This window comes from Corynebacterium sp. 13CS0277, assembly GCF_002994655.1.
Taxonomy (GTDB): domain Bacteria; phylum Actinomycetota; class Actinomycetes; order Mycobacteriales; family Mycobacteriaceae; genus Corynebacterium.
In genome coordinates this window covers 1-11,897 of sequence record NZ_PPDL01000024.1, presented here as the reverse complement: position 1 = coordinate 11,897, position 11,897 = coordinate 1, and the positions used below count along the sequence as shown (strand labels likewise).

General features: G+C 68.6%; 10 protein-coding genes and 4 tRNA genes. 12 read left to right on the top strand and 2 right to left on the bottom strand.

Annotation, left to right across the window (positions count from 1 at the left end):
* Nucleotides 1-171: 171 nt before the first annotated feature.
* The gene (locus C1Y63_RS10210) at nt 172-1,095 is read right to left on the bottom strand and encodes a 1,4-dihydroxy-2-naphthoyl-CoA synthase (RefSeq protein ID WP_106016351.1); all 924 of its coding nucleotides are present in this window, start codon (nt 1,093-1,095) and stop codon (nt 172-174) included.
* Between the two features lie 275 nt (nt 1,096-1,370).
* On the opposite strand from C1Y63_RS10210, the gene C1Y63_RS10205 reads away from it, so the two are divergent.
* The 5 genes from C1Y63_RS10205 to C1Y63_RS10185 all read left to right on the top strand — a co-directional run bounded on the left by C1Y63_RS10205 (nt 1,371) and on the right by C1Y63_RS10185 (nt 6,326).
* Nucleotides 1,371-2,354 carry an o-succinylbenzoate synthase gene (locus C1Y63_RS10205; protein ID WP_369831045.1) on the top strand — a complete coding sequence of 328 codons (984 nt, stop codon included), beginning with the start codon at nt 1,371-1,373 and terminating at the stop codon, nt 2,352-2,354.
* Nucleotides 2,351-4,018 (top strand): 2-succinyl-5-enolpyruvyl-6-hydroxy-3-cyclohexene-1-carboxylic-acid synthase, encoded by a 1,668-nt coding sequence (gene menD / locus C1Y63_RS10200; protein ID WP_106016349.1) that lies wholly within the window; start codon nt 2,351-2,353, stop codon nt 4,016-4,018. The genes C1Y63_RS10205 and menD overlap by 4 nt, the downstream gene beginning before the upstream one ends.
* Complete coding sequence (locus C1Y63_RS10195; protein ID WP_106016348.1) at nt 4,019-4,444, top strand: DUF3592 domain-containing protein; 426 nt, start codon at nt 4,019-4,021, stop codon at nt 4,442-4,444.
* Between the two features lie 62 nt (nt 4,445-4,506).
* Nucleotides 4,507-5,622 (top strand): glycosyltransferase family 1 protein, encoded by a 1,116-nt coding sequence (locus tag C1Y63_RS10190; RefSeq protein ID WP_106016347.1) that lies wholly within the window; start codon nt 4,507-4,509, stop codon nt 5,620-5,622.
* Between the two features lie 11 nt (nt 5,623-5,633).
* On the top strand, nt 5,634-6,326 hold the full coding sequence (locus tag C1Y63_RS10185; RefSeq protein WP_106016346.1) for a demethylmenaquinone methyltransferase: 693 nt from the start codon (nt 5,634-5,636) through the stop codon (nt 6,324-6,326).
* A gap of 175 nt (nt 6,327-6,501) precedes the next feature.
* On the opposite strand, the gene C1Y63_RS10180 is transcribed toward C1Y63_RS10185, so the two are convergent.
* The gene (locus C1Y63_RS10180; protein ID WP_233195681.1) at nt 6,502-7,887 is read right to left on the bottom strand and encodes a geranylgeranyl reductase family protein; all 1,386 of its coding nucleotides are present in this window, start codon (nt 7,885-7,887) and stop codon (nt 6,502-6,504) included.
* A gap of 121 nt (nt 7,888-8,008) precedes the next feature.
* Here C1Y63_RS10180 and C1Y63_RS10175 point away from each other — a divergent pair, with 121 nt between their 5' ends.
* The 7 genes from C1Y63_RS10175 (at nt 8,009) to nusG (ending at nt 11,742) form a co-directional block, all read left to right on the top strand.
* On the top strand, nt 8,009-9,001 hold the full coding sequence (locus C1Y63_RS10175) for a polyprenyl synthetase family protein (protein ID WP_106016344.1): 993 nt from the start codon (nt 8,009-8,011) through the stop codon (nt 8,999-9,001).
* A 93-nt stretch (nt 9,002-9,094) separates the two neighbouring features.
* A tRNA-Tyr gene (locus C1Y63_RS10170) sits at nt 9,095-9,179 on the top strand.
* Between the two features lie 686 nt (nt 9,180-9,865).
* Nucleotides 9,866-9,938 (top strand) — tRNA-Thr (locus C1Y63_RS10165).
* A gap of 39 nt (nt 9,939-9,977) precedes the next feature.
* A tRNA-Met gene (locus C1Y63_RS10160) sits at nt 9,978-10,049 on the top strand.
* Between the two features lie 160 nt (nt 10,050-10,209).
* Nucleotides 10,210-10,282 (top strand) — tRNA-Trp (locus C1Y63_RS10155).
* A 37-nt stretch (nt 10,283-10,319) separates the two neighbouring features.
* Nucleotides 10,320-10,646, top strand: a complete 327-nt coding sequence (secE, locus tag C1Y63_RS10150; RefSeq protein ID WP_106016343.1) for a preprotein translocase subunit SecE — start codon at nt 10,320-10,322, stop codon at nt 10,644-10,646.
* Between the two features lie 241 nt (nt 10,647-10,887).
* On the top strand, nt 10,888-11,742 hold the full coding sequence (gene nusG / locus C1Y63_RS10145; RefSeq protein WP_106016342.1) for a transcription termination/antitermination protein NusG: 855 nt from the start codon (nt 10,888-10,890) through the stop codon (nt 11,740-11,742).
* Nucleotides 11,743-11,897 lie beyond the last annotated feature (155 nt).

The following is an 11,897-nucleotide window of genomic DNA, read 5'->3' as shown; positions in this document are numbered from 1 at the left end:
CCCACCTTCCCCCGGATGGGGGTGGCGGGGTGTGCTGGGTCGCGTCCGATGGTGGGCTGTGGCCCACAATCCACCTGCCGTTTCCTGTGCGAACCCTGTGAGTTGGATCGGGCCAGCAATGATGGGGCGCGACCCAACCGGGCAAGGTGAACGGCAGGTGAATTTTTTCGCTTAGTAGTAGTAGGGGAACTCGGACCAGTCCGGGTCGCGCTTCTCCAGGAAACTGTCCCGGCCCTCCACGGCCTCGTCCGTCATGTACGCCAGGCGGGTCGCCTCCCCGGCGAAGACCTGCTGCCCCATGAGCCCATCGTCGGTGAGGTTGAACGCGAACTTGAGCATCCGCTGCGCCGTCGGCGATTTGCTGTTGATCTCCCGGGCGGCCTGGATGGCCTCCTCCTCCAGCTGCGCGTGGTCGGCGACGATGTTGACCGCCCCCATCCGCTGCATCTCCTCGGCGCTGTAGGTGCGGCCCAGGAAGAAAATCTCGCGGGCGAACTTCTGTCCCACCATCTTCGCCAGGTAGGCGGAACCGTAGCCGGCGTCGAAGCTGCCCACATCGGCGTCCGTCTGCTTGAAGCGGGCGTGCTCCCGGGAGGCGATCGTCAGGTCGCACACGACATGCAGGGAGTGCCCGCCGCCCGCCGCCCAGCCGCCCACGACCGCGATGACGACCTTCGGCATGGTGCGGATGAGTCGCTGCACCTCCAGGATGTGCAGCCGGCCGCCTTCGACCTTCTCCCGGGCGGTATCGACGGTGTCGGCAGTCTCCCCGGAGGCGTAGCGGTACCCGGAGCGCCCCCGGATGCGCTGGTCGCCGCCGGAGCAAAACGCCCAGCCGCCGTCCTTCGGGCTCGGCCCGTTGCCGGTGAGCAGCACCGTGCCGACGTCCGGGGTGCGGCGCGCGTGGTCGAGGGCCCGGTAGAGCTCGTCGACGGTGTGGGGGCGGAACGCGTTGCGCACCTCGGGGCGGTCGAACGCGATGCGCACAATACCGTTGGCGCGGCCCTCACCTGTGTGCCGGTGGTAGGTGATGTCGGTGAGGTCGTCGAAGCCGGGCACTGGGGCCCACTGGGTGGGGTCGAAAGGATTGCTCATAGTCTCCCAGCGTAGGCGAGCAGCCGGATTAGCCGCCGCACCCGTGGGCCTGTTTGGATGGAGACTAAGGAATAAGCGCAGACTCCCACCGCCCTCCCCGCTGTCCTGGCCCGTGTGGCAGGAGCAGGCGCGCGACACCGATTGCGTCGATCTCCGCCGGAGGGGTCGCTGAGGGCTGGGCGTCGGGTGCATGCGTGCACGCGTGAATGAAGTGTGTGAAGGAAAGGGGCGTGGCCCACGTGGTGGGGTTGCTTGCCGCAGAGCTGCGGGAGACGATCGCGCGGCTGGATTTCGATGAGCTGCTCGACCGGGCGCACGTGGTGGCGTTGCCGATGCGGGTGCGCTTCCGGGGCATTGAGACCCGGGAGGCGGTCCTCATTGACGGCCCGGCCGGCTGGGGCGAGTTCGCCCCCTTCGTGGAGTACTCGCCCGAGGAGGCGGCGTGGTGGCTGGCCAGCGCCCTCGAGGCCGCCTACGTGGGCCTGCCGGCCCCCGCCCGCGACTACGTGGAGATCAACGCCACCGTCCCGGCCGTGCCCGCCGAGGATGTCGCGGGCGTGCTGGCCCGCTTCCCGGGCTGCCGGACGGTCAAAGTGAAGGTTGCGGAGCCGGGCCAGACCTTCGCCCAGGATGTGGCCCGGGTGGCGGCGGTGCGCGCACTCCTGCCGGAGGCCAAGATCCGGATCGACGGCAACCGGAACCTCTCGGTGGCGGCCGCCCAGGCACTCATCCGGGCGGTCGCGCCACTGGACTACGCGGAGCAGCCCGTCGCCGGCGTGGAGGAGCTCGGCCAGGTGCGCGCCTGGCTGGGGGCGACGGGTATTGCCGCCCGGGTGGCGGCCGACGAGTCGATCCGGCGGGCCGAGGACCCCCTGGCGATCGCGGCGACGGGGGCGGTGGATGCCGCGGTTCTCAAGGTGGCCCCCTTGGGTGGGGTGCGGCGCCTGCTGGCGCTCGCGGAGCGCCTGCCTTTCGAGATCACCGTCGCCAGCGCCCTGGATACCGCGGTCGGCATGTCGGCGGGGTTGGTGGCGGCGAGCCACCTGCCGCCCGTCGCGTGCGGGCTGGGCACCGGCGGACTCTTCGTCGAGGACGTCGCCCGCCCCCGCCGGCTCGTCGGCGGCCGCCTGTCGACGGCGCCGGTGACACCGGATCCGGCCCGGGTGGCGGGCCTGGCGGCCCCCTATGCCCGCCAGAACTGGTGGGTGGAGCACCTAAGGCAGTCGTATCAGGCTCTGCGTCTACGATTGCAGGCATGACCTCTACCCCGCAGCAGCCCCTGTCCCAAGCCCGCGCCACCGCCGTCGTGGGGGAGCTGCTGCGGGCCGGCATCAGCGACGTGGTGCTGTGCCCCGGGTCCCGCAACGCCCCCCTCGCGCTGGCGGCGGTGAGCGCCCCGGGGCTCACCGTGCACACCCGCATCGATGAGCGTGCCGCGAGTTTCCTCGCCCTCGGCATGGCGCGGGTGCAGCGCCGCCCCGTCGCCGTCATCATGACCTCCGGCACGGCGGTCGCGAACTGTGTGCCGGCGATGATTGAGGCGTACTACGCGAACGTGCCGCTCGTCGTGTTGTCCGCGGACCGCCCGGCCCGCCTGCACCACACGGGCGCCTCCCAGACGATTGAGCAGGCCGAGCTGTTCCGCGGCTACGCGGTGGAAACCACCATCGGCGCCGACACCGACCCGGAGGCCGCGGCCGCGATCGCCGCCGAGGTGCTGGGCGCACAACGGGTTCACCTCAACGTCGAATTCGACGACCCGCTCGTCGGCACGACGCTGCCCGCAGCGAACGAATTCCCGGCGCTCGCGCGGCCGCGGCCCGCCACGGGGCGGGACTACGGTGTCGTCGACGTGGACCTGGGCCGCAAGACCCTCGTGGTGGCCGGCGATGACGCCTGGCGCGTCGACGGCCTGGAGGACGTGCCCACTATCGCCGAACCCTCCGCCCCCGCCCCCTATCACCCGGTGCACCCGCTGGCCGCCGGCATCTTCGCCAAGGAACAGATCAGCACCCCCGGTGACGGGCAGGCCGAGTACGTCGTCGACACGAAACCGGAGCACATCATCATCGTCGGCCACCCGACGCTGCATCGGGCGGTGCTGCGGCTGCTCGCCGACCCGGACATTGCGGTCACGGTGCTGTCCCGCAGCGAGGAAGTCACCCGCCCCGGCGGGCGGGACGTGGCCGTGGCCACCCGGGTGCGGGCCACCGGCAGCATCCCCTCCCAGTGGCTGAAGATCTGCGAGGCTGCGAGCGAGCTCGCCGCCGAGGCCGTGCGGGAGGTCCTCGACAGCAAAGAGTTCGGATTCAGCGGGCTGCACGCCGCGGCCGCCGTGGCGGACACCCTCGCCGTCGGCGATACCCTCGTCGTCGGTGCGTCGAATCCGGTGCGGGACATGAGCTTCGTGGGCGTGCCCTTCGACGGGGTGGACACGTTCACGCCCCGCGGCGCGGCCGGCATTGACGGCACCGTGAGCCAAACCTTCGGCGTGGCGCTGGCCACCCAGGCCCTCTACCCGGAACTGCTGCGCCCGCCGCGCACCGTCGCCCTGGTCGGCGACGTCACCTTCCTGCACGACATTGGTGGCCTGCTGGTCCCGCAGGGCAACCGCCGCCCGGAGAACCTCACCATCGTCATCGCCAACGATGATGGCGGCGGCATCTTCGAAACCTTGGAGGTCGGCCACGAGGGGCTGCGCGACGCCTTCGAGCAGTGCTTCGCCACCCCCCACGCCGCCGACATCGAGTCGCTGTGCGCAGGCTTCGGCGTGACGTACGCCCGCGCGGAGAGTCTCCAGGAACTCATCGAGGCCCTCATCGACACCATCGACGCCGGCGACGGGGTCACCATCATCGAAGCGCGCATCACCCGCGCCTCCCGGCGGGCGATGCACCAGGCACTCGCGGAGAAACTGCTGTAAATGACAGGTGCACGCAGGCGCAGGCGCGCCCGACAGCTGGTGTGGGCCACCTACACCCTCAGCCTCATCGTGGCCGCCTGCCTCATCGCCGGCCCCGTCCTCAACGACCGGCAGATCGCCACCCACCACGGCCGGGCCCTGGCGCGCGTCCTCGCGGTCACCCCGCTGCGCACCACCATCGAATACCAAGACGCCGCCGGCCAATTCCACAACCCGCCCGGCGGGGTGCTCTACCCCGGCAACCTGGGCCCCGGGCAGCTGGTGTGGGTGAACTACTCCACCGCCAACCCCGACCTCGTCAAGGTGGAGGGCCGCACCTGGCGGCTCGCGCTGCTGCCCGCAGGCTCCGTCGCCGCCACCAGCAGTGTGCTGGCCGGCCTGCTGTTGTGGCGGCTGCGCCGCCGCGACGCCGCCCACGCCACCTGACCACCCCGCCCGTCGCGCCCGTCCCCGTTCCCGCCCGCAGTGGAAGGAGTACCCCGACTGCCATGCGTGTGCTCATCGTCGCGGAATCATTCCTGCCCAACGTCAACGGGGTCACCACCAGCGTCTGCCGCGTGCTCGAGCACCTCCGGGCCACCGGCCACGAGGCCTGCGTCATCGCCCCCGGCGCCCGGCCCTTCCAGGAAGAAATACCCCAGTACGCCGGATTCGACATCCACCGCGTGCCCACGGTGATGATGCCGCGGATCAACTCCCTGCCCATTGGGGTGCCCACCCGGGAAGCAGGACGCATCATGCGTGACTACGCCCCGGACGTGGTGCACGTCGCCTCCCCGTTCGCGCTCGCGGGGCGCGCCATCTTCCGCGCCCGCGCACTCGGCCTGCCCGTGGTGGCGGTGTACCAGACGGACGTGGCGGGCTTCGCGCAGCGCTACCGGCTGCAGGCACTCACCCGCGCCTCCTGGGCGTGGACGCGGGCCATGCACAACGCGGCCACCCGCACCCTGGCGCCCAGCACCGCCGCCGCGGCGGCCCTCCACCGCCATGGCATCCGCAACATCCACCTGTGGGGCAGGGGAGTGGATACCGAGCTCTACCACCCAGACGCACGCAGCGACACCACCCGCGCCCGGTGGGGCATCCCTCACGGCACCCCCATCGTCGGCTACGTCGGCAGACTCGCCGCAGAAAAAGGCGTCCACCGGCTGGCCGCACTCGCCGACAGGCGCGACCTCGCCCTCGTTATCGTCGGCGATGGCCCCGAACGTGCCCGCCTGCAGCAGCTGCTGCCCGATGCGGTGTTCACCGGCGCCCTCCACGGGGAGGAGCTGGCCCGCGCATACGCCGCCATGGACGTCTTCGTCCACCCCGGCGAATTCGAGACCTTCTGCCAAACCATCCAAGAAGCCCACGCTTCCGGCACCCCCACCATCGCACCCCGGGCCGGCGGCCCCATCGACCTGGTCCGCCACGGCGTCGACGGCGCACTCCTCGACATCGACACCTTCACCCGCGACCTGCCCGGCAGCGTCGACATGCTCCTCGCGCGCGGCGCGCAGGCGCGCCGGGCATCCCGCGCGGCGGTCGCCGGCCGCACCTGGGCGCACATCACTGAGGAACTGCTCGGCCACTACGCGGACGCCATCGCCACCCGCGTGTAACGTGGGTGAGCGTGTCGAAGGCAAACCTGGAGAAAAAGCCCGTTGATGTCGCCCGCATGTTTGACGGGGTGGGCAAAAACTACGACCTGACCAACACGGTGCTGTCCTTCGGGCAGGACCGCGTGTGGCGGCGCCGCACCCGTGAGCGTCTCCACCTGCGCCCCGGGGAGCGGGTGCTGGACCTCGCGGCGGGAACCGCCGTGTCCACCGAGGAACTCGCGACCTCCGGGGCGTGGGTGGTGGCCTGCGATTTCTCCCAGGGGATGCTCGCCGCTGGCGCGCACCGCGACGTGCCCAAAGTCGTCGGCGATGGCATGCACCTGCCGTTCGGCGACAACACCTTCGACGCGGTGACGATCAGCTACGGGCTGCGCAACATCCACGATTTCCGCGCGGGTCTCAAAGAACTGCTGCGGGTGACGAAGCCGGGCGGCCGGCTCGTCATCGCGGAGTTCTCCACCCCGGTCGTGCCGGTGTTCTCCCTGGTGTACAAGGAATACCTCATGCGGGCGCTGCCGATGGTGGCGCGCGTGGTGTCCTCCAACCCGGAGGCCTATGAGTACTTGGCGGAGTCGATCCGCGCCTGGCCGAACCAGGAGGACCTGGCGCGCGCGATCCGGGAGTGCGGCTGGGTGGATGTCGGCTGGCAGAACATGACCTTCGGCATTACCGCCCTGCACAGCGGCACCAAGCCGGCGGAGTAACACTCCGAGAGGTCTTCCAAGACCCCCGGGCCGCCACAGCGCACACACCCACGCATATCCCCACGCACACCACCCACGCACATCCCTACGCACACCACCCACGCCCAGACCCCGGGCGTGGGTGGTCTGCGTCCGTGGGGGAGGGGTGTGCGATGTCGCCGGGGGCCGGGATTTTTTATGCCCCGGTGCTGTCCCACAGCTGCGGGCCGCGGGCGGTGCGGTGGCCGGCGGCCCGCCAGGCGCGGGCCACGAGATCCCGATCCTCCTCGGTGACGAGGTTGCCCATGAGGCGGGCGGCGGCCGGCATGACGATCGAGGCCTGCGGGCCCCGCAGCGCCAGGGGTCCGGTGCGGGGCAGGAAGCTGTCCACGGTGAGCAGCCGGGCGAGGCTGCGCGCCAGGCTGAACGCCGCCCCGTAGTGGGCGCGCAGCACGTCCGGCCACAGCAGGGTGTAGTCGGCGCGGGGCTGCTGGGCGAGAATGTCGACGGCGTGGCGGGCGGTCTCCAGGGCGTAGTCGATGCCTTCGCCGTTGAGGGGGTTCACACACGCCGCCGCATCCCCCAGCAGCATCCAGTTCGGCCCTGCCACGTTGCTCACCGCACCACCCATGGGCAGCAGGGCGCTGGCGACGTGCTCCGGGGAGCTGAAACCCCAGTCGGCGGCCAGGGAGGAGGCGTAGTGGGCCAGCACCTTCTTGGTGTTGATGTGGCTGGGGCGGGCCAGGGTCGACAGGGCCCCGCAGCCAACGTTGGCGTAGCCCTCAGACGGGCCCAGGGGGAACACCCACCCGTAGCCGGGGTGGGTATCTCCGGCGGCGTCCCGGAGCTCCAAGTGGGAGTGGATCCAGGGCTCCCCGGACCGCGGCGTGCGGCAATAGGAGCGGGCGGCAATGCCGTAGACGTGCTCCTTGTGCCACACCCTGCCCAGCTGTTTGCCGAGGGTGCTGCGCACCCCATCGGCGACCAACACGTGGGTGACCGGCAGGCGGCGCTCCGCACCATCCTGCTCCTGGAGTACGAGAGCACTGATGCGGGCGCCGGCGAACTCGGGGCGCAGGACCTTGCGCCCCGGCAGGAATGTCACCGCCGGGTGGGCGGCGGCGCGCTCCACCAGGAGTGCATCGAAGCGGGTGCGGCGCATCGCCGAACCATACGCCCCAAAGGCGCTGTCCCCCCAGGGGCAGGTGACCTCCCCGCCGAAGCCGAACAGTTTCAACCCCTGGGTGCGGAACCCGTCGCCGATCTCCGCGCCGAACCCCAACTCCTCCAGGGCGTGCATCGCCCGGGGGGTGAGTCCATCCCCGCAGGTTTTATCGCGAGGAAACTCCGCCTGGTCCACCAGGGTGACAGTGAAGCCTGCGCGCGCCGCCCGCAGGGCTGCCGCACTGCCCGCCGGGCCCGCACCGACGACGAGGACATGCCCGCCGGCGCCGGCGGCTGTGGGGATGGCTGCGGCATCGGCGCTGGTACGGGCTTCCGTGCCCGTGGCGGTGTGGGCAGGAGACTGCGGGGAGTCGGGCGTGGGGTGTGCGGCGGGGTCGACCGGGGGTTGGATGGGCATAGGCACCATTGTTCCCTAAAGTGTGCGCGCCCCGGGGTGCAGGGGGCGGCGGATGTGGGCTACCGTTAACGGCACAACTATCCCGACCGCGATGTCACGCAACATAAGGATTCCCACGGACATGAGCCACACCCCCCGGGTTGAACTGGGTGACGAGCACCTGAACGCCTCCATTGCTTCCGGAATGGATGCCGTGGAGGCGAAACTCCGCAGCGTGCTGGCTGAGGGCGCCGACTTCGTCACCGATAAGGTGTTGCACCTGCTGGACGCCGGGGGGAAGCGCTTCCGCCCCATGTTTGCCCTCCTGGCCAGCTGCTACGGGCAGCGGCCCTGCAGTGAGGACGTCATCAAAGCGGCCGTCGTCGTGGAAATCACCCACCTGGCGACGCTGTACCACGACGACGTCATGGACGAAGCCGACCGCCGCCGCGGCGTGCCCTCGGCCAACGCCCGCTGGAACAACTCCGTGGCGATCCTCGCCGGCGACTTCCTCCTCGCGAAAGCCTCCGGGCTCATGGCAGAACTCGGCGTCGACACCGTCGCCCACTTCGCCGACACCTTCGGCGAACTCGTCACCGGGCAGATGCGGGAAACCATCGGCGCCCAGGACGGCGACCCGGTCGCCCACTACACCGCCGTCATCAAAGAAAAGACCGGTGTGCTCATCGCCTCCGCGGGATACCTGGGTGCCCTGCACTCCGGCGCCAGCGAAGAACACACCCGGGCACTGCAGAGCTTCGGCAACAACATCGGCATGGTGTTCCAGATCGTCGACGACATCATCGACATCTTCTCCTCCCCGGAAGAATCCGGAAAAGTCCCCGGCACCGACCTGCGCGAAGGCGTGTTCACCCTGCCGGTGCTCTACGCCCTGCAGGAAGACACCCCCGTCGGTGAGCAACTGCGGGGGCTGCTCACCGGGCCCATCGACAACGACGCCGATGTTGCCCGCGCCCTCGACCTCTTGGAGCGCTCCACCGGCCGGGAGAAGGCACTCGCCGACGTCCGCCACTACCTCGACGCCGCCGAGCACGACCTCGCGCAACTGCCCGACGGGCCCGCCACCACTGCCCTGTTGGACCTCGCGCGCTTCACCGTCGCCCGCGTCGGCTAAATCTTCAGCGCCACGACGAAACCTGCCACCAGCAGCGAGTTTGCGCTTGGCTGTGGCAGTCGTAGTAGTATCAATCGCCGTACCCCGGTACACGCCAGGTTGCCCGAGTGGCCAAAGGGAGCGGACTGTAAATCCGCCGGCATTGCCTACGTTGGTTCGAATCCATCACCTGGCACCACAAATAAACCCCGCCCGCAGACATGCGAGCGGGGTTTTCACATGCCCGGGGAAACCGCACTCCCGTGGCGGGTGTGGGGTGGGGTTCAAGGGCGCGCAAGGGTGGGTCAGGGGCAAGCGCCAACCATGTGCGGACGGCACCGAGCCTGCGCAGGGTCGTCGGAACCTGCTGAGGGGCACGTTCTCGCACAGCTTGAGGGGCAGCACAGCAGGACGATCAGGGTGGGACACGACAGTGCGGACTGTGCCGGGTGCGGGGAAGTGCTGCGCACGTCGACTCGTCGGGGGAATGTCTCCCGCGAGTCTTGGGAGTGCTCGTGCGCGAGTGGCCACGCGCCGCGCCGCGCGCCCGGCGAGGGGCACTCTGGGCCGCGGCAACGGTGGTGCGGACGGGGTGTAGGAAGCGTGCTTGCGCTGTGGGGCAGCGGGACAGGATCGCTGCGGACGCGGCCGGGTGCGCCGCGTCGTGGTGGGAGAGAGAGTCGGGTTCCCGCTGTCGGAGCGTGCCCGGGGAGCCGAGGGTGTGGGGCTGTGCGTGGGTGATGCGTGCAGTGCGTGCGCAAGTGGGTGAAAAATAGCGCGAAAATAATGTGTGACCTGCCAATTTGTGAACTGCGGAACAGTCAGGTTAATCTAGTTCAGGCTTCAACGGAGCGGGTCAGAAAAGACCAGCCCCACAGAGGCTGTGCCCCCTTAGCTCAGTCGGCAGAGCGTTTCCATGGTAAGGAAAAGGTCGACAGTTCGATTCTGTCAGGGGGCTCTGTTTCATGCATGGGTGAATTCCTGCGCATGGCGCACCGGCGGTGTAGCTCAGTGGTAGAGCAAACGACTCATAATCGTTGTGTCGAGAGTTCAATTCTCTCCATCGCCACTGAGACAAGACCAGCCGCACCAGGTTTCTGGCGCGGCTGCGTTCGTGTCTCAGCATGAAAAATTTTCGACTCGCTGTTGGGTCCGGTTGGATGCGTTCGCATGCGACGGTGCTATAGTGGGTCGGGTGCCGCAAGGATCCCTTGTTGGTGCATCCCTCTAGGGGCGTAGCTCAATTGGCAGAGCAGCGGTCTCCAAAACCGCAGGTTGCAGGTTCAAGTCCTGTCGCCCCTGCAAATCCCTCGACAAAGGTTTAGCGCTAAGGAGTGCCGTGGCCGACGAAAAGCAGCCGGAGAAGGTGGGCGCCGCCCGCCCGGCCGGTAAGCGTCAGGTGACTGGTGTCGCCACCACTGCCGAGGCGTACGAGGCGAAGAAGAAGGTCGCGAAGCCGGCTGAGGATTCCACCCCGGGTGGGAGCGTTGCCACGTTCCTTCCGGAAGTGGCCTCCGAGATGAAGAAAGTCATCTGGCCGACTCCGAAGCAGATGGTCGTGTACACCACGATCGTGCTGGCTTTCTTGATTGCCGTGACGGCTCTTGTCGCAGGTGTTGATTTCTTGGCCGGTCTCGGAGTTGAGAAAATTCTCATCCGCGACTAGCGTGAAAAATCATACACACTTTTCCCGCTCAATCCAGGGCATATTGCCTGGGGTTGGGCGGGATTAGCTTTGTGCCCACCCGGATGCGTGCTGTCTGATTTCTCTCGTCTGGCCGTGGTGTGGTGGGTGTTGGTCGCGGTGTGCCGGTAGGCTCAGTGGGGCTAGCTGTCGCTGGATGGCAACAATATTTTTCTCCGCCACATCCTGTGGTGGGCAGTGCGTGTTAGAAGGAGCAAGTCGCATGAGCGAGGACAACGTCGAGGCTTACGAAGCTGTGGAGCAGACCGCGCAGGAGGCTGATGCCGCGATCGCTGAGTCTGCGGCGACTGCTGCCGTGACTGAGGCTGCCGCCGAGGTGGCGGAGGAGATCGTGGAGGCCGGTTCCGCTGCCGCCGCAGTCGAGGCCGCTGAGGCCGAGGCTGAGGTGGAGCTCTCCAGCGAGGAAGAGCAGGCCCTGCGCGAGTACAAGGCTCGTCTGCGCCGCTTCATCGTCGACCTGAAGAAGCTGCCGGGCTCCTGGTACATCATCCAGTGCTACTCCGGCTACGAGAACAAGGTGAAGACCAACCTGGACATGCGCGCCCAGACCCTTGAGGTCGAGGATCGCATTTTCGACGTGGTCGTGCCGATCGAGGAAGTCACCGAGATCCGCGACGGCAAGCGCAAGCAGGTCAAGCGCAAGCTGCTGCCGGGCTACGTGCTCGTCCGCATGGAGGTCGACGACCGCTCCTGGTCCGTCGTGCGCGACACCCCGGGTGTCACCTCCTTCGTCGGTAACGAGGGCCACCCCACCCCGGTGAAGCACCGCGATGTGGCGAAGTTCCTGCTGCCCCCGGAGAACCCGACCCCCGCCGCCGCGGAGAACACCACCGGCGAGCAGGTGGTTGCCGCCCCGCTCACGGAGAAGAAGGCCACCCCCGAGGTCGACTTCGAGGCCGGCGAAGCCGTCACCATCCTCACCGGCGCGTTTGCTGGTGTTGCGGCCACGATCTCCGAGGTCGATGTCGAAAACGCCAAGCTGCGCGTCCTGGTGTCCATCTTCGGTCGTGAGACCCCGGTCGATGTCGACTTCGACCAGGTGGAAAAGGTCATCTAAGACCGTAACCCCGCACGCCTTCCCGCCACGCACCGCACCCTCAACGAATTCGTCTGGGGTCGCGGGCGTGGCGTTTCGGGGTTAAACGACAAAATGTGTGTCTGGACGGCGTGTCGCGTTCGAATGACCCGAAGTGTTACCTACTTCATAGGGCC

Excerpts from the sequence above, each read along its gene's own strand:
- C1Y63_RS10195 (WP_106016348.1), top strand. The coding sequence starts at position 4,019 with ATGACAGGTGCACGCAGGCGCAGGCGCGCCCGACAGCTGGTGTGGGCC.
- C1Y63_RS10190 (WP_106016347.1), top strand. The coding sequence starts at position 4,507 with ATGCGTGTGCTCATCGTCGCGGAATCATTCCTGCCCAACGTCAACGGG.
- nusG (WP_106016342.1), top strand. The coding sequence starts at position 10,888 with ATGAGCGAGGACAACGTCGAGGCTTACGAAGCTGTGGAGCAGACCGCG.
- C1Y63_RS10210 (WP_106016351.1), bottom strand. The coding sequence starts at position 1,095 with ATGAGCAATCCTTTCGACCCCACCCAGTGGGCCCCAGTGCCCGGCTTC.
- C1Y63_RS10180 (WP_233195681.1), bottom strand. The coding sequence starts at position 7,887 with ATGCCCATCCAACCCCCGGTCGACCCCGCCGCACACCCCACGCCCGAC.
- menD (WP_106016349.1), top strand. The coding sequence starts at position 2,351 with ATGACCTCTACCCCGCAGCAGCCCCTGTCCCAAGCCCGCGCCACCGCC.
- C1Y63_RS10175 (WP_106016344.1), top strand. The coding sequence starts at position 8,009 with ATGAGCCACACCCCCCGGGTTGAACTGGGTGACGAGCACCTGAACGCC.